The sequence below is a fragment of the Helicobacter sp. 11S02629-2 genome (assembly GCF_002272875.1).
Taxonomy (GTDB): Bacteria; Campylobacterota; Campylobacteria; order Campylobacterales; family Helicobacteraceae; genus Helicobacter_I.
In genome coordinates this window covers 53,943-72,925 of the sequence record NZ_MLAN01000007.1, presented here as the reverse complement: position 1 = coordinate 72,925, position 18,983 = coordinate 53,943, and the positions used below count along the sequence as shown (strand labels likewise).

The 18,983-nt window shown below is 34.9% G+C and carries 21 protein-coding genes, 1 tRNA gene and 1 pseudogene; 6 read left to right on the top strand and 17 right to left on the bottom strand.

Annotated features, from left to right (window positions below; genetic code table 11):
- A pseudogene (locus BKH40_RS08745) lies at positions 1-215 on the top strand (methyl-accepting chemotaxis protein); the annotation flags it as partial.
- 178 nt (positions 216-393) lie between these two features.
- Here BKH40_RS08745 and BKH40_RS05800 read toward each other — a convergent pair.
- From BKH40_RS05800 to minD, 4 genes are read right to left on the bottom strand one after another with little or no spacing between them, the layout of a single operon-like run.
- Positions 394-1,332 carry a DNA-protecting protein DprA gene (locus BKH40_RS05800; protein WP_257842528.1) on the bottom strand — a complete coding sequence of 313 codons (939 nt, stop codon included), beginning with the start codon at positions 1,330-1,332 and terminating at the stop codon, positions 394-396.
- 11 nt (positions 1,333-1,343) lie between these two features.
- The gene (locus BKH40_RS05795; RefSeq protein ID WP_095277748.1) at positions 1,344-2,477 is read right to left on the bottom strand and encodes a divergent polysaccharide deacetylase family protein; all 1,134 of its coding nucleotides are present in this window, start codon (positions 2,475-2,477) and stop codon (positions 1,344-1,346) included.
- Between the two features lie 48 nt (positions 2,478-2,525).
- Positions 2,526-2,750, bottom strand: coding sequence for a cell division topological specificity factor MinE (locus tag BKH40_RS05790; RefSeq protein ID WP_095277746.1), 225 nt, complete (start codon positions 2,748-2,750; stop codon positions 2,526-2,528).
- A gap of 10 nt (positions 2,751-2,760) precedes the next feature.
- Positions 2,761-3,579 carry a septum site-determining protein MinD gene (gene minD / locus BKH40_RS05785; RefSeq protein WP_095277745.1) on the bottom strand — a complete coding sequence of 273 codons (819 nt, stop codon included), beginning with the start codon at positions 3,577-3,579 and terminating at the stop codon, positions 2,761-2,763.
- A 267-nt stretch (positions 3,580-3,846) separates the two neighbouring features.
- On the opposite strand from minD, the gene rplM reads away from it, so the two are divergent.
- Positions 3,847-4,275: a 50S ribosomal protein L13 gene (gene rplM / locus BKH40_RS05780; RefSeq protein WP_095277743.1), complete on the top strand. Its 429-nt coding sequence runs from the start codon at positions 3,847-3,849 to the stop codon at positions 4,273-4,275.
- Complete coding sequence (rpsI, locus tag BKH40_RS05775) at positions 4,275-4,667, top strand: 30S ribosomal protein S9 (protein WP_095277742.1); 393 nt, start codon at positions 4,275-4,277, stop codon at positions 4,665-4,667. Before rplM ends, rpsI begins: the two co-directional genes overlap by 1 nt.
- Positions 4,668-4,758: 91 nt before the next feature.
- Here the strand turns inward: rpsI and BKH40_RS08740 are convergent.
- Positions 4,759-4,834 (bottom strand) — tRNA-Glu (locus tag BKH40_RS08740).
- Positions 4,835-5,139: 305 nt separating this feature from the next.
- Here BKH40_RS08740 and tpx point away from each other — a divergent pair.
- Both tpx and BKH40_RS05765 read left to right on the top strand, forming a co-directional pair.
- Complete coding sequence (gene tpx, locus BKH40_RS05770; protein WP_095277740.1) at positions 5,140-5,634, top strand: thiol peroxidase; 495 nt, start codon at positions 5,140-5,142, stop codon at positions 5,632-5,634.
- Between the two features lie 96 nt (positions 5,635-5,730).
- Positions 5,731-7,107 (top strand): glycosyltransferase family 2 protein, encoded by a 1,377-nt coding sequence (locus BKH40_RS05765; RefSeq protein WP_095277739.1) that lies wholly within the window; start codon positions 5,731-5,733, stop codon positions 7,105-7,107.
- Between the two features lie 84 nt (positions 7,108-7,191).
- On the opposite strand, the gene BKH40_RS05760 is transcribed toward BKH40_RS05765, so the two are convergent.
- From BKH40_RS05760 to tsaD, 12 genes are all read right to left on the bottom strand, one after another.
- Positions 7,192-7,896, bottom strand: coding sequence for a YceI family protein (locus tag BKH40_RS05760; RefSeq protein ID WP_095277737.1), 705 nt, complete (start codon positions 7,894-7,896; stop codon positions 7,192-7,194).
- Between the two features lie 72 nt (positions 7,897-7,968).
- Positions 7,969-9,033 carry an LptF/LptG family permease gene (locus BKH40_RS05755; RefSeq protein WP_095277735.1) on the bottom strand — a complete coding sequence of 355 codons (1,065 nt, stop codon included), beginning with the start codon at positions 9,031-9,033 and terminating at the stop codon, positions 7,969-7,971.
- A complete protein-coding gene (pth, locus tag BKH40_RS05750) occupies positions 9,030-9,788 on the bottom strand; it encodes an aminoacyl-tRNA hydrolase (RefSeq protein WP_095277734.1) in 759 nt (252 codons plus the stop codon). The genes BKH40_RS05755 and pth overlap by 4 nt, the downstream gene beginning before the upstream one ends.
- 3 nt (positions 9,789-9,791) lie before the next feature.
- Positions 9,792-10,328 carry a 50S ribosomal protein L25/general stress protein Ctc gene (locus tag BKH40_RS05745; protein WP_095277732.1) on the bottom strand — a complete coding sequence of 179 codons (537 nt, stop codon included), beginning with the start codon at positions 10,326-10,328 and terminating at the stop codon, positions 9,792-9,794.
- 55 nt (positions 10,329-10,383) lie between these two features.
- A complete protein-coding gene (locus BKH40_RS05740; RefSeq protein ID WP_095277731.1) occupies positions 10,384-10,683 on the bottom strand; it encodes a c-type cytochrome in 300 nt (99 codons plus the stop codon).
- A 75-nt stretch (positions 10,684-10,758) separates the two neighbouring features.
- Positions 10,759-11,088, bottom strand: coding sequence for a YnfA family protein (locus BKH40_RS05735; protein ID WP_095277729.1), 330 nt, complete (start codon positions 11,086-11,088; stop codon positions 10,759-10,761).
- Between the two features lie 48 nt (positions 11,089-11,136).
- Positions 11,137-12,510 (bottom strand): tRNA uridine-5-carboxymethylaminomethyl(34) synthesis GTPase MnmE, encoded by a 1,374-nt coding sequence (mnmE, locus tag BKH40_RS05730; RefSeq protein WP_095277727.1) that lies wholly within the window; start codon positions 12,508-12,510, stop codon positions 11,137-11,139.
- 14 nt (positions 12,511-12,524) lie between these two features.
- Entirely contained in the window at positions 12,525-13,820 is a 1,296-nt protein-coding gene (locus BKH40_RS05725; protein ID WP_095277726.1) for a Jag N-terminal domain-containing protein, read from the bottom strand.
- Positions 13,821-13,852: 32 nt separating this feature from the next.
- Entirely contained in the window at positions 13,853-15,604 is a 1,752-nt protein-coding gene (yidC, locus tag BKH40_RS05720; protein WP_095277724.1) for a membrane protein insertase YidC, read from the bottom strand.
- Between the two features lie 423 nt (positions 15,605-16,027).
- The gene (gene rnpA, locus BKH40_RS05710; RefSeq protein ID WP_095277721.1) at positions 16,028-16,552 is read right to left on the bottom strand and encodes a ribonuclease P protein component; all 525 of its coding nucleotides are present in this window, start codon (positions 16,550-16,552) and stop codon (positions 16,028-16,030) included.
- A 20-nt stretch (positions 16,553-16,572) separates the two neighbouring features.
- A complete protein-coding gene (rpmH, locus tag BKH40_RS05705; RefSeq protein WP_095228020.1) occupies positions 16,573-16,710 on the bottom strand; it encodes a 50S ribosomal protein L34 in 138 nt (45 codons plus the stop codon).
- Between the two features lie 105 nt (positions 16,711-16,815).
- On the bottom strand, positions 16,816-17,892 hold the full coding sequence (tsaD, locus tag BKH40_RS05700) for a tRNA (adenosine(37)-N6)-threonylcarbamoyltransferase complex transferase subunit TsaD (protein ID WP_095277719.1): 1,077 nt from the start codon (positions 17,890-17,892) through the stop codon (positions 16,816-16,818).
- 78 nt (positions 17,893-17,970) lie between these two features.
- Here tsaD and BKH40_RS05695 point away from each other — a divergent pair, with 78 nt between their 5' ends.
- Complete coding sequence (locus tag BKH40_RS05695) at positions 17,971-18,936, top strand: agmatine deiminase family protein (protein ID WP_095277718.1); 966 nt, start codon at positions 17,971-17,973, stop codon at positions 18,934-18,936.
- Positions 18,937-18,983: the final 47 nt, after the last annotated feature.

The following is an 18,983-nucleotide window of genomic DNA, read 5'->3' as shown; positions in this document are numbered from 1 at the left end:
CTAATACTAATATCTTAGTTCAATCAATTAATGACATGGCTGAATCTATAAAAGAACAAGCTAATGGTATAACTCAGATAAATGATGCTATATCTTTACTAGAGCAATCTACTCAAGGTAATGTAAACATAGCAGATGATGCTTCTAAGATTTCTAACTCTGTAACTCATATAGCAGATGAGATAATGAATGATGCTAATAGGAAGAGGATATAAGTTTAGATTCTTTTCTTATAGGGGGATTCTATAAATATATGGACTCTATAGATTTATGGAATCTAGGTTTTTATTTAGGTTTTATGATTTTAGATTCTATGAATTTATGTTTTATTTTTCTCTATTTTCTCTTTCCCCTCTTTTTTAAGAAGTAAGAAAGTAGATTGATGCCCTTATGCTAATTAATCTTATAATTAAGTCCAACGCGCGTTATCTTAGAATCTAGCTCATAGTCAAAAAGCAAGTTTCCAAACTTCTCCTTAGCTTTTTGCACTGAAGGGTTAAGTCTTATAAAGTTTAAGACTTCATCATCGCACTCCTGCAAAGTCTTAATATCAAAAAAGAGCCCTAAAGTCTTTATAAACTCCTCTATATCATAGATAGCAGTGGCTTTATTGGCAGCTAGTAACTTTTGGGTACAAAGGCTTTCAGACATCTTATGAGGCAAGGTTAGTATTGGCTTATTAAGACTTAAAGCTAGGGCTGCAGAAGAGCTTGAGCCACTTTGTAAGTCTGCATAAGGTATAAGCACAAGGTCGCTTAGGGCTATTATGATACGGTTTCTTTCTAAGAAAGAAGCTAGGGTTATGCGCGTTTTTTCTTCATACTCACTTAAAGCTAGGGCACTTTTTTTGATCTCTTCTAAAAGCTTTTTGTTTTGAGCTGGGTAGTTAAGATCTAGTGAGCAAGGAAGTACTGAGATGGTGTTAGGGAAGGCGTTTTCATGGGCTATATAGTCTATGCCTAAAGCACCTCCACTTATGATACTAAAGCCACTACTTGCAAGTCTGGAAGCAAGTAAGGCAGTTTGTTCTTGTGCATAGACGCTTGGACTTCTAGAGCCAATAATGGCAATTAGTGGCTTTTTAAGTAGGTCTAGGTTGCCTTTATAAAAAATCTTATCTAGAGGTTTAAAAAGAGTAAAGCTTTTAAGGGCTTTGATGGGCTTTTCTTTAACTTTAGTAAAGTCTTCTTTTGTAGTAAAAAAGCCTGCTAGGTAGTCTTTTGTGCTTACTGAGTTTAGCGTTGAAGATTCTTTTCTTTCTTTGTTTGTAAGACTATTAAGCCTAGTAATCTTATCTTGAAAGTCACTTTGCAGTAAAGAAAAAGATTCCAAAAAGCTATGCTTTACTTACTATGTTTTAGTGGTTGGCCATAGTATTTTATATGTGCGTGTAGGCGTAAGTAGTCATTTAATGTACCTATATAAACTAGGTCATAGTACTTAGTCAGCACATCTTTATAAATCTTAAGTGTTCCTATAGTTTTTAAGTGGGGGTGACCTATAGCTATGGCATAACCTCTTTTTCTAGCTATCCTTAAGAAGGTTTCCATCTGCTTTGCTATGTAGTTTTCATCTTGGACATTATCTAAAAACACATCTCTTGAAAGGAAAAACTTACCTCGCTCTTTGCCAATTTGCTTTATGACATTAGAAGCTATGGTCTTAGAATCTACAAACTGTAAATAATCGCTATCAAGAGCTTTTAGCAGCTTTAGCATGTCACTCCTACTGCTAGTAAAACCGTGGCCTGCGTGGTTGTTTACATAAAAGGCATAGGGAAAGTCTTTTCTTATCTCATCTATTTTCTTTTTAATATCTTTATAGCTTTCACCCATCTTTATCCACTCACTTTTATCTGTGTAGTGAGGGCCTGCTTCAAGTGGAAGGTGTACCATATAGTAAGGAAAATCGTTTGCTATCTGTGGTGTGTTTGGCGTGATAGGCTGTTTTGGGAAGACACTAGGAGTTAGCTTAAGGCCAACTGACTTTATGCGTCTTGCATGCACTCTGCTAGAGACGTCATCTATTATGATAACTATCATAGGCTTTTTATAGTGGGAAGTTTTAGCATACTTAGCGTGCAAGAGGTCTAACTCTTTGACATTTAAAAGAGCTTTTGATGTGCTAGGAGTTTTAGAATCTAAAGTTTTAGATTCTAAAACGTTAGAGTTTGTGGTGGCAGGAGTACTTGGTGATATGGTAGTGCTACTTAAGTCTTTAGTGTTTGTCTCTTGTGAGTTTTGATTTTTGGGGCTTAGGGTGGCTAGTGATTTAACATGACTAGGGTTAATGGTACTTGGCGGTACAGTTAAAGAAGGTGTGGGAAGCTCTATAGACTTAGAGTAGGAGGTATCTTTTAAAGTATCCTTTGTGGTTGTATCACTACTTGCAATAAAGTAATAAACCACTACAAGCACTACTATGATGATAACTACTATTAGGCTTGCAAGTAGTGCTAGTTTTTTACCCTTACTCAAATTAAGCCTTGTGTGTTAGTTTTGATTAGCATGTAGCTTATAAAACTCTTAAGCATCTATAGTTATCTCTAAAGTTTTAGAGTAATAGTCTCTATCTGCCTTTCTAACTTCTACTGCATTAGACTTTGTATACTTTTTAACTACTGCTATTAGTTCATCTACCATCTCATCAAAGTGAGGTATATTGGCTGTGCGTTCTTTAGAAAGAGTTAGCATCAGTCGTTTTTTAGCACAGCTTGCTGGTTTTTCTTTGCATTTTCCTAGACCAAACAAAACAGCCTCCTTACTTACTCAACATTCGTTTAAATGAGCCTAAAAATCCAGACTTAACCTTAAATGTCGGAAACTCTACTTTCTCTCCAAGCACCCTTTTACTTATACGGTTATAAGCTTCTCCACTTGGACTGCCTAGATATATGGTTGGCTCACCTTTATTAGTAGCACTGACTACTTTAGTATCTTCTGGCACTAAGCCTATCAAAGGTAGGGCTAATATATCTAAAACGTCTTCATAGCTCATCATATCGCCTTTTTCTATTAGGTCTGGATTGATGCGGTTTATGATTACATACTTTTCTAGTTTTTCGCCAAGCTTTGCTTTTTCTGACTTAGAATCTATTATCCCTATAACTCTATCACTATCTCTTACAGAGCTTACTTCTGGAGTAACTATAACTAGTGCCTTATCAGCCCAAAACACCGCGTGCTCAAAGCCACCTTCTATACCTGCTGGACTATCTATTATGATGTAGTCAAACTCTTGCTTTAGCTTTTCTAAAAGATCTTTTACTTTATTAGTATCTAGTACATTTTTATCTTTAGTTTGAGAAGCTGGGAGAAAGTAAAGATTTTTAGTTCTTTTATGACCAATTATCGCCTGAGAAAGATTGCACTTTCCTTCCATAACATCTACGACGTTATAAACTATCCTGTTTTCTAGTCCTAGAATCATATCAAGGTTGCGTAGTCCTATATCAAAGTCTACAGCTATGACCTTATGCCCAGCTTGAGCCAATCCTATGGATATATTAGCAGCTGCGGTTGACTTACCAACCCCACCTTTTCCAGAAGTTATGGTTATAACGCATCCATTTTTATCCATATATGTAATCGCCTTTAGCACAAATTTAATAAACACTCTAAATTGTAGTGATCTTTACTCTGCGATTATTGTAGCACAATCCTTAAGATCAAGTTTATATTGAAGATGAAAGTATAGAATCTAAGCTTTGCTTTATTGCTAAGTATTAGCTGATGTGGGCTTTGTATCAGCATGTAGATTAATTTTAAAAATAACTTAAATTAAGCTTTTTTTAAGTATAAACCCATTAAAGTCTTTTCTTTATTTAAAACATAAGGCGTACATAATATGGAGCTAACAAAAACACCAAAAGTAGGTGAGATAAAAAGAGACTGGATAGTCTTAGATGCAAAAGGTCAAGTGTTTGGGCGACTGATAACTCAGATCGCTACTATCTTAAGAGGGAAGCATAAGCCAAGCTTTACTCCTAATATGGACTGTGGAGACTTCGTCATAGTTATAAACGCTAAAGACGTTAAGTTTAGCGGGCTAAAACTAGAAGATAAAGAGTACTTCACTCACTCTGGTTACTTTGGAAGTACTAAAAGTAAGACTTTAGGTCAGATGCTAGAAAAGCACCCAGAAAAGCTATATAAACTAGCTGTTAGAGGTATGCTACCTAAGACAAAGTTAGGAAGGGCTATGATTAAAAAACTAAAAGTATATCAAGGTGAAACTCACCCACATACTGCACAAACAACAAGTAAAGGAAATTAATGCAAGAGGTTTATGCAACTGGTAAACGAAAAAGCGCTATAGCTAAAGTGTGGCTAACAAGCGGCACAGGAAAACTTATAATTAATGATGTGAGCTTAAATGAGTGGTTAGGTGGGCATGATTCCATAAAAATGAAGGTTATGAGACCTTTGATGCTTACTAAGCAAGATAAGTCAGTTGACATCAAAGCTGTTGCTTTTGGTGGAGGCTACTCAGCACAAGCTGAAGCTTTGCGTTCTGGTATAGCTAAAGCACTTAATGCTTATGATAGAGAGTCTTTTAGACCTATACTAAAACCTGAAGGTTTGCTAACTCGTGATGCTAGAGTGGTTGAACGTAAGAAATATGGTAGAAGAAAAGCTAGACGTAGTCCACAGTTCTCTAAAAGATAGTTTTTACAAAAGAAGTTTTTTACAAGAGCTTTTTTGCATTTGGCACAGTGGTTTGGAATCTTTTTGGGGTGGCTTTATAAAAGTTATAAGTTGGCGACCCCTGAAAGATTTGAACTTTCGTAACCACCTGGAAAGGGTGGTATCCTTGGCCTCTAGATGAAGGGGTCGTGATAGACAAAGACTGAATTATACTATAAGTTTTTATTTAATCTCTCTCATTAACTTATAAAATCTAAGAAAAATATTTACCATTTTTAAACTTTGATACCATGACTTTTTGATGTTGTATTTATATATATTTATGGCACGGTTTTGCTTTCATACTAGCTTTTTTTAATCTAGCTTAGCTATTTCTTTTTATTAATTTAAGCTTGATGAGAGATATAATTATTTTTATTACTATTTAATATTGCTTAATGTTTAATGCAGGGCTGTACTATAGAATCTTTAATATAAATACAAAGGAAAAAATATGATAACTTTTCGCGGCAATAAAGCAACATTAAATGGCAAACAACTAAAAGTAGGAGACGCTGCTCCAAGCGTAGAGTTAGTATCTGGTGATCTAAGTTTAGTAAAAGTAGGGGGTGCTAGTGGTAAATATCAAGTTATAAATGTAGTGCCTAGTCTAGATACAGGAGTGTGTGCGGCTCAAACTAGAAAGTTTAACGAAGAAGCTTCTAAGCTACACAACACTCAAGTTTTTGTAGTATCGATGGATCTTCCATTTGCACAAGGTAGATTCTGCACAGTAGAAGGTATAAAAAATCTAACTGCTTTAAGTGACTTTAGAAAAAAAGAGTTTGGTGAAAAGTACGGCTTATTGCTAACTGATAGCCCGCTAGCAGGGTTGCTAACTCGTGCTGTTATAGTAGTAGACCCACAAGGAAAAATCATCTATGAAGAGATAGTTTCTGAGATAACTAATGAGCCTGATTATAAAAGTGCATTAGAAGCACTTAAGTAGTTTTTATAACTATTTTTCTTAAAATGATGTTTTGCCTTTATAAATAGCTTAAAATACCAAAAAGCTAGTGCGTTAAGCATAATAAGGAAACATACTATGCAAAAAGAATCTTCGCCCTATTTAAAAAAAAAAAATGAGGGGGGGGAATCTCCTCTTTCTGTACAATCTAAATCTAAACAATATGAAACTAGGCTATATATGAATCTAGAAGGAAGTGAGTATCTAGTTAGGTTTGAAAGCGGCTTATCTAGGCTAGAAGGTGAAGTGCTAGTATCTTTAATCGTTTCAAATTATAACAACGAACATTATATAGATGAGTGCATACTAAGCTTAAGAAGGCAAAGTTTTAAAGAGATAGAAATCATCATAGTTGATGATGCTTCAAGTGATAAAAGCATAGACAAGCTAAAAGAGCACGCAAAAGAAGATGCGAGGATTTCTCTCTTTTTAAACTCTGTTAGGACAGGGCATCCAAGTCTTGCTAGAAACTATGGCATTAGCATAGCAAAAGGTAAGTATATAGCCTTTGTAGATAGCGATGACTATTTAGATATAGACTGCGTTAAGCTTCACTATGAACGTTTAGAATCTGCTAATGCAGACATAGCCTACTGTGATCTAAATCTTTATGATGACACTAAAGATATATACAAACACTATCAAATAAATCATGCCAACAAAGATAAAAGCTTAGTCTTTAATGCCTATAGTGCTAATAGCTACTTTTGGATATATCCAAAGACTAGTGCTTGCTTTCAGATGTATAAAAAAGAGTTTTTCTTAAGCACTAAGCTTAGTTTTAGAAACTGTAATTTTGAAGATACTGATGTATCTATAGTGACTTTGCTTTGTGCTAAGAGTATATGTTTCTTGCCAAAGCCCTTGTATGTAGCTAGGATCAATAAACGCTATGGGGTTAATAGAAGTGATGCTAAATTAAATGTACATGAGAAGTCTAAAGCCCTCGAAGGTTTTGAAGTTATAAGAAACTCTTATAACTTAAAAAAGCAAAAAGGTATAGTTGGACTAGAAGAGGGGCTTTTATATGTGTACTTTAGTCTTTGCTTTTATTATATAGATGTTTTTAGTAATGAAAGAGATATATTTTTATGCTTAAATGAAGCAAAGAAGTTTTTAAATGAAGTCATAAAAGATGGCGATGTTAAGAGATTTATCTATTTTAATGGCACGCAAAATAACTTCTTACACTCTCTTATGAAAGATGACCCATTAAAGTTTATTAAAGGCTCTATGTCATATGCGAGATATGTGCCAAATAATGCAAGAGATATACTGTTTAAAGGCATAGTTGTTAATGAATACAGAAAGTACAAAAAGCCTTTTAGATTTTTCATAGTAGGTTTTGCCATACTATCTTCTTGGAGAAAGATGCTAAAAGAAAAGAAGGAGATGAAACTAGAAGATAAGAAGTCACAAAAACTATCTAGCGAGGATGTAGAATCTAATAAATAGATTCTATCTTTTAGATCATCTTTTTTAGTAAAAAAGATGATCTTGGATTTTGCAAGTTTTAGAGTTAAGTTTAAGGTCTTTGACTTATTTAGCAGGAGTGCCTTCTATAGAAATGTTTATTCTTACATCATCACTTACCATAGAGTTTCCAAAATCTTTACCTACACCGAAGTCTTTTCTGTTTATTTTGCCCATTAGTTTTAGAGAGTAAACTTCATTTTTCTTCATATCTTGAACTGGTCCTCTTAGAGCGCCAAAGAATTTCACTCTTTTTGTAACACCCTTTATAGTTAGGTCAGCTTCTATGGCATATAGTTTAGTAGGAACTTTCATCATCATGTCCATTGATTTTTGATCATCAGCCATGTCTTTTTTACTCATACCCTCTTTCATATCCATTTTATGCATTTCTTCTTCAGCATGCTTATGATGTCTTTTCATTCTAGCTTCAGCTTTTTTGTCTTCTTTTATGCTTACAGCTTTTAAAGTTGCATCAGGATATTTAGCTGCATCAAAGAAATCAGGAGCTTTTAAGTGATCATCTCTTTTTTGATTCTGAGTATTAACTGAAGAGATTTTCATAGTACCATCTAGTGCTTTTAACTCTCCTTTTTCTACATCTACAGTACCGCTAAAAGTATCAAATGTACCATCAACGCCAGATATCATAAGGTGAGTTACTTGGAATCCAACTCTTGAGTGTGAGTTATCTATCACAAGTGGTTTTGCTTGAGCTAAGCCAAAGCCTAAGGCAGATGCTACTACTAAACTTACTATTGTTTTTCTCATGAAAAAATCCTTTTTTATTGTATTTATCTAGCTAAAGCTAAATTCAACTTGATTGTAATCATATTTAGTTAATCAAATATGATTAAGTTTTGTAAAGCAGTAAGATCCAGCAGCAGCTAATATTACAAAAGGTATCAGTAATCCAAACTCTGGTATAAAAAGATTATTAGCACTTAGTTTGCCAAGTGAGAAAAAGATTCCCCACATGATTAGACAAAATACGCTAAAAACTATGCCGTGCAGGGCTAAATTACCATACCTTGCAAGCACAGGACTATAATAAACTACTATAATGCTAGTAAAGATGACAAAAAACTGAATGATGGTAAGTGTGTAAAATATACCCCTAACCCTTCCAAACTCAGCATGACTTTCATATAGAATCTTCATAGAAGTTAGTGCATCATAGATTGATACTGAAGGCTTGTTTTGATAGATAGTATCTAGTACTTTTGGCCTAAAGCCTTGCAATAAATGCACATCTTTATATGTTTTTATAGTGATGCCTGGGTGGCCTATCTCGTAGTCTTTAGGCATATCCATCACTGAGACATTTTTTAAAATCCACTCATTATCTTTAAAAACTGCTTCTTTTGAAGAGCTTACACTTACTAGCTTTTTGTTTTCCACTCTAAAGACTTTGATATTTTGTGCGGTTTGAAGTAGAGGATAAATCTTGCCAAAGAAGATGTAGCTATCTTTGTATTTTACAAAGAGGTTATTAGCCGTGTTCATGTTTGAGCCTTGATAGACTATATTTTCTACCTTTTCTTGGGCGTAGACAAAGGGCGTGATATTAAGGATGATAAAAAGCACTAAGATGGTAATGTTTACAATTAGCACTGGAGCTAGGATGATTTTTTTAGAGTAGCCAAGGGCTAAAAGGGCTGCGTACTGATTAGTCTTAATCATGCTTATATAAAAAACAACTACTGATAAAAGTAAGCTTATGGGTAAAACGTAGTTTAGTGCGTATAAAGCTTCATAGGAGTAAAAAAGTATGATTAAGTTTACAGAATCTGGCATGTGATCAAAGTACTGAAGACTATCTATGCTTACAAAGAAGAGTTCTAGTGCTAAGAATATAGTGATTAGTATCTTTAGATATCTATAAGATATGAAGTTAAAAAGCATCATTTTAGGTTAATGCCATATTTATTTTGAGTGCTTTGTGGGCTTGTGATTAAAGAAAGTAGGGCGTTTAAAACAAAGGGCATCATATCTTGCAGTAAGACTAGCTCTTGCTTGCTAAAGTTACTTAAGACATAGTTTGCAACCTCTTCGTGATTAGACTTATTGGCATTTTTTAGTGCATGTAATGCTAGGGTTTTAAACTCACTGCCATTCATTATAGCCTTTGTGTTGTTAGTAAGTTTTTCTTTATAAGATTGTGTGTACTCCTCGCTTATCTTGTAAGCATCGATATTTGAACTTATAAGCTTTGAAAGTAGCTCAGGATATAAAAGTATGTTAAATCCTATGCCAAAACGTAGCTTTGTATAAGGCAAACTAAGATGTGAGTTTATGCTTTTTAGTCCGTTGTGTCCAGCTGTGCTACTAGTTTCTTTGTAGTTTAAGCTTCCAAAGGGCAAGTCTAACTCGTCGTGGACTACTATTAAGCGTTCGCACTTGTAGTAGTTATAAAGGGGGGCTATTGCTGTGCCACTTAGATTCATAAAAGTTTGGGGTTTTACTAAGACTAGATTATAAGTTTGGGAGTTTGTTTCACTATTAAGTTTATAAAATGCGATTAAGGCGTTTGCCTTTTTATCAAAAGAGAAGCTAGCCCCTAGCTTGCTAGCTAGGGCATCTAGTACTATAAAGCCTATGTTGTGTCTAGTTAGTTCGTACTTTTGTCCTACATTCCCTAGACCAGCAACTAATATATTCATTCATTACTTAGCTTTTATAACACCAACAATTGCTACTGAAGAGCCTAGTTTTATCTCTACATTGTCATGTTTTTCTAAGTCTCTAACTAGCACGCTGTGACCGACATCTAGTTTAGATACATCTATAGTATAGCTATCAGGTAGATTTTTAGCGTCACACTTTACAGGTACTCTCTTGTGAGATACAAGTAAGATACCTTTGTTTTTCAAACCTATCGGAGTGCCTATAGTTTTTACAGGCACGTTAAAGTTTGACACAACGCCATCTTGTGCTACCATCAAGTCTACATGTAGTATAGATCCTCTAACTGGATGTATGTTGTAGCTTTTTGCAACTACTTGATACTCTTTGCCGTCTACTTTGACAGGAAACTTTGTACTGTCTTTTGAACGCATAAACTTTATAAAATCGTTTTCTTTAAAATAGCAGTGGATATTTTCTACCCCTTTGCCATAAATATTAGCGATTAGATTCCCATCTTTCCTTAAGGCTTTTGCATTAGCCTTTGAAATACTCTCTCTAATTTTACCTTCTAACATATACACCTTTCTTTAATTAAACTAAGCCTCTATTTTATCTTTAATAAGCTTTAAATTATTTTAAAGTTGGGATGTAGTTAGCAAGTGCAGCTATATCAGCGTCGCTTAACTCATGAGCAGCACCGTGCATGATAGCACCCATACCGTGTTGGTTTAAAGTACCAGCTTTATAACCTTCTAGGTCAGCTTTGATTTTAGCACTAGTCATTTGATTAACGATATCACTTTTACCCATAGCGTGTTTTTCCATTTTTAAACCATGGCAAGCCGCACATTTACCAGATACTATACCAGCTGCATCACTAGCAAACACTAAACCTGCTAAACCTAAACCTACAAATAACATTTTCAACATTGAATCTTCCTTGTTTTTAAGATATTCTCATTTTATCACGATTTATAAAAGAAGTAGATAAAACGAAGTCAAATTCTACCGCATAAAATTCCTAGCATAAAGCATTATAAACACTCCAATTAGTATTAAAACTGCACCTATATAATCAAACCTATCTGGTTTAAATCCATCAAAGATGGCAGCCCACACTATGGAAAACACTATAAATATCCCGCCATATCCGGCAAAAACTCGCCCAAAAGTGCTAGTTTGAAGTGTGGCAACTAGCCCATAAACTATTAGCATGACCATCCCAAGTATGCCTATCCATAAAGACCTATCGCCTTTAATCCATATCCAAACTAGATAGCCTCCACCTACTTCAAATATACAAGCTAGCAAAAAGTAAAAAATAGATTTTATCAATACTTTAAATCTCCTTTTTTCTTTTGTCTAATTTACACTAGGCCTATTTTATTTACCAACGCAAAACTGAGAAAACATGGAATCTAACATCTCTTCAGTATCAAACTCATGAGTCATAGAAGAAAGTGACTTTAAAGCAGCACTTATCTCTAAGCTTGCTAGCTCTAAAGTGCCTTCACTTAAAAAAGGCAAGGCGTTTTGCAAGCTTTTTAAAGAGGCTTCTAGCTTTAAGCTTTGCTCCTTAGAACTAAGCATAACTCCTTTATAGTTTGAATCTTCTATCAGTCCTTTTAAAAGATGCTTTAGCTTTATGATTGAACCTATATCATTGGTGCTTATGCTTAAAGTTTTTAGCCCAAAGTCTTTAGTAAGCCTAGATTCTAAGTTAGGATAGGGCTTTAAGTCATTTTTGTTTAACAAAGCTAGTACCTTAGAATCTAGTGTGCTAACAAGCTTTAGTATCTCTAAGTCTTTACTATCTAAGTCTTTAGAGCCATCAAAGACGCATAAAACTATGTCGCTTTTTTTTGCCACTTCTAGGCTTTTTTTGATTCCTAACTCTTCTATATCATCTTTGCCTTCATGTATGCCAGCAGTATCAGATACTTTTAAGAGGTTGCCATCTATGTTTATGTACTCACTTATGACATCTCTTGTCGTGCCTTCTATGTTGCTAACTATGGCTCTATCTTCTAAAAGCAAAGCATTTAATAAAGAGCTTTTACCGACATTAGGCTTGCCTATGATTGCTAGTTTTAGCCCTTCAAGTGAGGTTAGGGCAAGTTTTGAGTTTTCTATGATGTCGCTAAATTCTAAGATTAGCTTTTCAAGATAGGACTTTATAGCTTCTATTAATCTAGTATCTAAGTCTTCTTCGGAATAATCTATCATGACTTCTATCCTAGCTAGGATATCTATCATATTAGATCTTATATCATGTATGTATTTGCTTAGCTTGCCTTCTAAGTTTTCTGCAAGCATTAAGGCTGCTTTTTTGCTTTTAGCCTGCACTAATGCTGCCATGCTTTCAAGCTGTACTAGATCTAGCTTGCCATTTAAAAAAGCCCTTTTGCTAAACTCTCCAGCTTCTGCTAGTCTAGCTCCAAGTCTTAAAAGTAGACTTAGAATCTCATTTGCAACTACAAAGCCACCATGGCACTGAAACTCGACTATATCTTCACCATTAAAACTAAAAGGTGCTTTATAGTAGATGCATATACACTTATCAAGCAAGATATTTTTTTCGTCTTTTATCTTACAAAGGCTTGCAACTCTTGGTATTAAGTCTTTACTTGTAAGCTTAAAAGATAGGGCTTTAGCCTCACTCCCACTTAGCCTAATTATATTAATAGTGCTTGTATCTTTAGTGGCAAGGGCTACTATGGTATCAGTGGTTTGGTCTGTAGGGGCAAGATATTTCATTTATAAAAGATGCCTTATTTAAAATCATTAATGATGATATATTTTTTATCTCCACTACTAGTTCTAAAAGATACATATTTATTAGGTAAGGCAGCCCTTAGCTTTTTAAGTGCTATATGTGCTAAGACGCCATCTAACTCCTTAGTGCTAGTGCTTCCTTGACTTAGGGCCTCTTCTATTATAGGTTGTATGTAGACATCTATCATAGCTTCTTGATTTTTCAAAAACTGAGAGACTTCAAGCTTGATGTTGTATCCATAAACTGGCTGAATCCAGTTTGATAGTAGATAAGAAAGAGCCTTGTATCTATAGCCTTTTTCACCTATGATAAGTGCTGAATCTTTGCCATCTAAAAATATAAATAAAGTCTTATCGTTGTACATGCTAACTTCTACAGTATCAAGTTCTAAGGGCATATAAGATAGTAAAGATTTAAGTTCTTTTTGGATGCTTAGGCATAACTCATCTAGATCTTTTTTAGTAGTGTTATCTTTGGTGCTACTAACTTCTTGAGGCTTTATATCTTTTGTGCTTTCTGTTTGCCCTAAGTCCTTGCTTGCTAAGTCTGTGGTTTGATATAAGGTGTGCAAGGTTTTAGAATCTTTGGCCTTGGAATCTTGCCCCTTAGATTCTTGACTTTGGGAGAGTTGGCTAGGGTGGGTGTTAAAGTCTTTTTTAATAAGGCTTGATTTTTGATAAGTTTCTGTGTGTTTATGATGTGGGTTAGGCTTGGTGTTTGAGCTAGAAGATATCTCTTTTTGTATGCTTTTTTGGTCTTTTTTATTATCATCTACATCTTGCCAAAGTTCTTGTTTGAAATCCTTAGCAGTGCTGCTAGTTGCTTTAGATTCTATATCTTGAAAGCTTTTATGTGCAATAGTTGCAAGTCCATCATCTTGTGCTATCTTTTTAAAAATCTCTGCTTTTTCTTTTATATTTTGGGATGATTTCGCTATCTCTTTTAGCTTGTTTTCTATGTCATTTTTATCTTTGCTATTTAGCTTTTTTAGATTTTCAAGGTCTTTGTTAAAGTTTGCACACATCACCTTGTTTGCAAAGCTGGCATCATGAGGCTTATTATCTTTAGGTCTTTCATCAGTTTTATAGTGGAAGTTTTGGGATAAAGAATCTGAAGCTACACTATCTTGCTTTTTTTGTGCTACTAGGATTGCTTCTTTTTTAAAAAGTCCCAAAAACCCACGTCTAGGATACTGGATGACTTCATATTCTATAGAAGTTACTGAGCATTTAAGCACTTGACTTGCTTTAGTCAGTGCTTCTTCTATTGTGCATGCTTGTATTTTTGTCATTTAATTCTAACTTTTATTCATATCAACTTTTTTCACTTTTGCTTTTTGCTAATCTTTGCTACTTCTTTTTCCTCGTGTTTGTGGGCAAATTTCGCTTTTTTAACTTTTAGGATTTTATTAATCGCAAGCTGTTGCAAGGCAGAGAATATATTATTAACCGTCCAATAAAGCACAAGTCCAGCTGGGAAGGTGAATAAAAATATAGTAAAGACTACAGGTAAAAGCTTGAAAATCTTGGCTTGAGTAGGGTCAGTTACTGGCGTTGGAGAAAGAGTTTGCTGTAAGTACATAGAAAGCCCCATGATGATAGGCAGCACAAAGTAAGGATCCATAACACTTAAGTCGTGAATCCATAATATAAACCCAGCACTTTTTAACTCAACTGCGTTATATAAAACCCTATAAATAGAGAAAAAGACAGGTATTTGTATTATTAAAGGAAGGCAGCCACCAACTGGATTAGCGCCATTTTTCTTATAAAGCTCCATCATAGCAGCTTGAAGTTTTTGAGGCTCACCTTTATGCTTTGCTTGAAGCTCTTTCATCTTAGGTGCTAGATCTTTTAGCTTTTGCATACCCATCATGCCTTTATAAGTAAGCGGGAAAAGTATGATTCTAATTATAAGCGTTACTAAGATGATGGCAAAGCCCCAGTTCCCAACATAGTTATGCAAGAAGTTTAAAAGCCAAAAAACATACTTGGCAAAGAAGGTTATCATCCCATATTCAACTACATTAGTAAGTTTTGGGTCTATTGAGTGAAGGGTGGCGTAGTACTTTGGTCCTATGTAACCATTAAATGTAACATCTTGCTTTTGTATATCTATAAAACTCATAGGAAGTTTTTTACCAACTGCTTGCTGACCTACTATAACATCTAAGTTGTGCTTGCTATGAAGCAAGGTTGTATAGTACCTATCTACACTAGCGACAAAGGTTGAAGCTGGGTAGGATTCGCCTTCTTTTTTAGCGTCTCCATCTTCTATCTTTTCTATAGAGCCGTTATTTTTTTCTAATAAAACTCCGTTAAAAGCGTAGTTTTCGCCATCTGCAGTAGGTCTAGAGCCATTACTTAAAAGATACTTTACTGGCTCACTAGTATGTAAGCTTACTTTATAAGTTAGGTCTGGATTAATTAGCAAAGTCTTAGTTATAAGTAGCTTTCCAAGCTTTTGAGTTAGCACTAAAGTAACTGGCTTAGAATCTAGAGCTAACTTTCCATCTTTAAGTGTGTCACTACTAGATTCTAAAGTGTAAGGGGTGTCAAAAGCAAGGTTGTTTAACTTCTCATCAGCAAATCTCATCTCAAGTGGTTTTGGTGATGCGTCATTAGCAAAAAGTGGCAGCCTATCAAGCTTTTTTTGATCACCTTTTACTATGCCAACTAGCCTTTTTATATGATCTAAAAAGTGCTCTTGAGGTGGGTGGGTGAACTTGTCATTTTTCAAATAAACTTGTTTGATACGCCCTAAAGAATCTATCTCCATATCAAACTCTTTAGATTTAATAGTAAGCAATATAGAATCTGGACTGCCTTTAGCAAGGGCTGGGACGTCTTTTGACGTAGCTACAGGGGCTTGTTTTGCTATGGCTGGGGCACTATTGATACTTGCTTCTTTGGTCTCTGTGTTAGCTTGCTTGGTATCTTTTGTAGTATTTGTAGCTGTATGATGTGTATTAACTTCGTCTGGAGCGAAATACTTAGACCAGATGACAATAACTACTAAAGCACAAGCTATAGCTATTATAATCCTTAGATTGGGAGACTTTGAAGACTTATTCACTGAACACCTTTGAGAGAGTTTAAACTAAGATTATATAAAATTTTTCAACTTTAATCAAACTGATATTATGCACTTTATACTTGAAGATTAAGTACTTAAGATGCGGAATTTTTAAAATCTTTTTTTGTTTTAAAAGCGGGATGGCTTTTAAGAAGTAAGGTTGTAACATATTTTTTGCCATTTTGTGTTTATTGGCATGATTTAATCTTATCCTTAGTATAAAAGGGGCGTCAAAGCCACCTTTAAAAAGTGAGTTACACCTTAAGATTCTAAGTAGTGTTGCAAAAAAAGCTATTAGGGCGTTGTTGTATTTAAAGTTTAAAAAAGAGTAGTTTGAGCAAGTTGGGTAGTAAAGGCAAGTTGGTTTTTTAAGAGGGGATATAAAGCTTTGATAGAACTTAATAAATGCTAAAAATATAAACTTCATGACAAAGATTGTGGAGGTTGCAAGTTCTTACTACTTTCTTTTTTATCACTTTGTATAGATTTAGTTTTTTGAGTGTTTTTATCTATATTTTTAGAAAAAAGCATCTTGGCTTTGGCCTTATTAAAAGAGTAAAAGATAGCTTTTTCTAAGACTTCATAACTTAAAAGCTCTATACCTTTTCTGCCTATTATCACACAAGCTAGTCTTTCTTTTTCTAGGTTTTTGTAAATGTTAAAGCACACGCTTCTAAGGCGTCTTTTAGTGAGGTTTCGAACTACTGCCCCTCCTATCTTTTTACCTATGCTAAGTCCTAATAAGAAGTTAGGGGATGCAAGAGTAGAAGGAGGAAAGCTAGAAGTTTTATTATTGCTATTTAGTGGTCTTTGTTTTTTAAGTTTATAAAAGCTACTTAAGTCTAAAAGTATGACTGTGAAAGCATCTTGATTGTACTTAAAACCATTTTTAAAGACTATATCAAAGTCTTTGCTAGTTTTTAAGGAGTCAAACTCTTTTAAGGTCATACTCTGGAGATGTGTATCATTTAAGAGATGCTTAGTCTTTTTCTACCTTTAGCACGTCTTGCGTTTATGACTTTTCTGCCATTTTTTGTACTCATCCTTAATCTGAAGCCATGAGTTCTTTTTCTTGGTGTGTTGTGTGGTTGATAAGTGCGTTTCATAGTTAACCTTAAGTACAAATTAAAAGTTGTGATTCTAGCTTATGTAATATTTAACAAAGCTTAAGGCAGTTTTAATGAGAAGTTTTTAGTGCAGTATATAAAACATTAAAAACAAGTACTTTTTGGAGATATATCTAACTTATAGCCATCTTCTAGATCAAAAAGTATAAGTTTCAAGTCTTTTAGTGATATAGACTTTAGCGTGCTAGCACCTAGTAAGGTGTTATCTTGCAGTAAGGCTTCAAGCCTTCCTATAGTAGCCCTTGCTATCATGGCGGCGTTGTCTGAGCAAAACTCTAGTGGGGCTAGTTTTAACTCCTTATCTCCAAGTAAAGCAAGCATCTTTTTTCTTAAAAGCGAGTTAGCAGAAGCCCCTCCTATTAAAGCAAAAGTATTGACATCACTTTTAGAATCTAGATACTTTTTAGTCTTTTCTATTAGATGGGTTGTAGCACTTTCTTGAAAGGCTAGGGCTAGCTCTGCTTTATGTGTCTCATCTAGATTGCTAGCTTTTTTTAGTTCATCAATCTTTAGTCTCACTGCATTTTTAAGGCCTGAGAAACTAAAATCAAGCGTATTTTTATGACGTAAAGGCACTGGAAAGCTAAAGCTAGGAGAGCTTTTATGGCTTTGAGCAAGCTTATCTATAACGGGTCCTCCTGGGTAGCTAAGCCCAAGCATCTTACTTACTTTGTCATAGCACTCTCCAAAGCTATCATCTAGCGTAGTTGAAACTAGCCTTACATCACTGTAGTTTTTAAACTCTATAAGCATAGTGTGACCGCCAGAGACTAAGAGGGAACTAAGTGGCTTTTCTTCTTCTCCTATAAAGCAAGAGTAGATGTGGCCTAAGAGGTGGTTTATACCAAAAAGGGGTAGTTCATAGATGAGACTAAGCATAGATGCTAGCATGAGGCCTTCTAAGAGTGAAGTGGCAAGACCTGGCTCATTAGTAACGCCTATGCATACAACTTGTGACATGGAATCTAAAAGTGTTTTATCCAACAGGGTAGGTAAGTCTTTGGCGTGGAGGCGGCTTGCAAGCTCAGGGACTATACCTCCATGCATATTGTGGAAGTTTTCTTGGGATATCTTTTGATGATGGAGTAAGGCCTTTGAGTTAAGGTCCATTAAAGACACAGCACAGTCATCACAGCTTGTTTCTATAGCAAGTACTAGCATTTTTATCCCTTTGATCGATCTCTTTGGTTAGGTATAATTTTACCTTTAAAAATTAATTAATAAAAAGGTTTTATTATAATGTACGCAGAATGGGAAAAACAAAGGGCAGTTGTACTAATCTACCCTCACAAATTTTGTGATTTTAAAGATGACTTAAAGGCTGTAAGGAAGGTCTATGATGAGATAATCTCTAACATAGAAACAGAAGTTTGGCTTATAAAACACACTCAAGATTCAATCAGAACCAGTTTTAAAGAAAATGTAAGAATTATAGAAATAGATACTAATGACTTATGGGCAAGAGATAGCCTAGCTATAAGCATAAAACCAAGTAAAGCTAGCCCTAAGGCACATTTAAAATACACTTATAAAAACTTTGGCTTTAATGGCTGGGGGTTAAAGTTTGCCGCAGATTTGGATAATCAGATAAATGCCAAGCTTGCTTGCCTAGGCTTTTTAAAAGATATGAAAACTGAAAGCTTGATACTAGAAGGTGGAAGTATAGACTGCAACTCAAAAGGCGACTTACTTACTAACACACAGTGCCTTCTTTCTCCTAATCGCAACCCAGCCCTAAGTAAAGACAAAATAGAATCTAAACTCTTAAAAGAGCTTAATGTAAAGCGTGTACACTGGCTAAGCCATGGCTTTTTGCTAGGTGATGATACAGATAGTCATATAGATACTTTAGCTAGATTTATAGATGATGAAACTATCGCTTATATAAAGTGTGATGATCCTAAAAATGTGCATTTTAAAGGTTTAGAGCTTATGGAACAAGAGCTAGAAGCTCTACCTTTTAAGCTAGTAGCACTTCCTTTTTGTGACTATGTGCACGAAGGTGAGGCCTTGCCTGCAAGCTATGTGAACTTTTTGTTTACAGAAGGTAAGCTTTTAGTGCCACTTTATGGCAAGCCTAGTGATGCCAAGGCTTTAGAAGTCTTGCGTGAGGCCTTGCCACAGTATGAGGTTATAGGTATAAACTGTGAAGCCTTAATAAGGCAGCATGGAAGCCTTCACTGCATAAGTATGAATGTGCATTAAAACCCTCTTTTAGATTCTATAGTTTTATAGAATCTATTTTTTATTAA

Excerpts from the sequence above, each read along its gene's own strand:
- minD (WP_095277745.1), bottom strand. The coding sequence starts at position 3,579 with ATGGATAAAAATGGATGCGTTATAACCATAACTTCTGGAAAAGGTGGG.
- BKH40_RS05765 (WP_095277739.1), top strand. The coding sequence starts at position 5,731 with ATGCAAAAAGAATCTTCGCCCTATTTAAAAAAAAAAAATGAGGGGGGG.
- mnmE (WP_095277727.1), bottom strand. The coding sequence starts at position 12,510 with ATGAAATATCTTGCCCCTACAGACCAAACCACTGATACCATAGTAGCC.
- BKH40_RS05740 (WP_095277731.1), bottom strand. The coding sequence starts at position 10,683 with ATGTTGAAAATGTTATTTGTAGGTTTAGGTTTAGCAGGTTTAGTGTTT.
- BKH40_RS05760 (WP_095277737.1), bottom strand. The coding sequence starts at position 7,896 with ATGAGAAAAACAATAGTAAGTTTAGTAGTAGCATCTGCCTTAGGCTTT.
- rnpA (WP_095277721.1), bottom strand. The coding sequence starts at position 16,552 with ATGACCTTAAAAGAGTTTGACTCCTTAAAAACTAGCAAAGACTTTGAT.
- BKH40_RS05745 (WP_095277732.1), bottom strand. The coding sequence starts at position 10,328 with ATGTTAGAAGGTAAAATTAGAGAGAGTATTTCAAAGGCTAATGCAAAA.
- BKH40_RS05725 (WP_095277726.1), bottom strand. The coding sequence starts at position 13,820 with ATGACAAAAATACAAGCATGCACAATAGAAGAAGCACTGACTAAAGCA.
- tpx (WP_095277740.1), top strand. The coding sequence starts at position 5,140 with ATGATAACTTTTCGCGGCAATAAAGCAACATTAAATGGCAAACAACTA.
- rpmH (WP_095228020.1), bottom strand. The coding sequence starts at position 16,710 with ATGAAACGCACTTATCAACCACACAACACACCAAGAAAAAGAACTCAT.
- BKH40_RS05755 (WP_095277735.1), bottom strand. The coding sequence starts at position 9,033 with ATGATGCTTTTTAACTTCATATCTTATAGATATCTAAAGATACTAATC.
- rpsI (WP_095277742.1), top strand. The coding sequence starts at position 4,275 with ATGCAAGAGGTTTATGCAACTGGTAAACGAAAAAGCGCTATAGCTAAA.
- pth (WP_095277734.1), bottom strand. The coding sequence starts at position 9,788 with ATGAATATATTAGTTGCTGGTCTAGGGAATGTAGGACAAAAGTACGAA.
- tsaD (WP_095277719.1), bottom strand. The coding sequence starts at position 17,892 with ATGCTAGTACTTGCTATAGAAACAAGCTGTGATGACTGTGCTGTGTCT.
- BKH40_RS05695 (WP_095277718.1), top strand. The coding sequence starts at position 17,971 with ATGTACGCAGAATGGGAAAAACAAAGGGCAGTTGTACTAATCTACCCT.
- rplM (WP_095277743.1), top strand. The coding sequence starts at position 3,847 with ATGGAGCTAACAAAAACACCAAAAGTAGGTGAGATAAAAAGAGACTGG.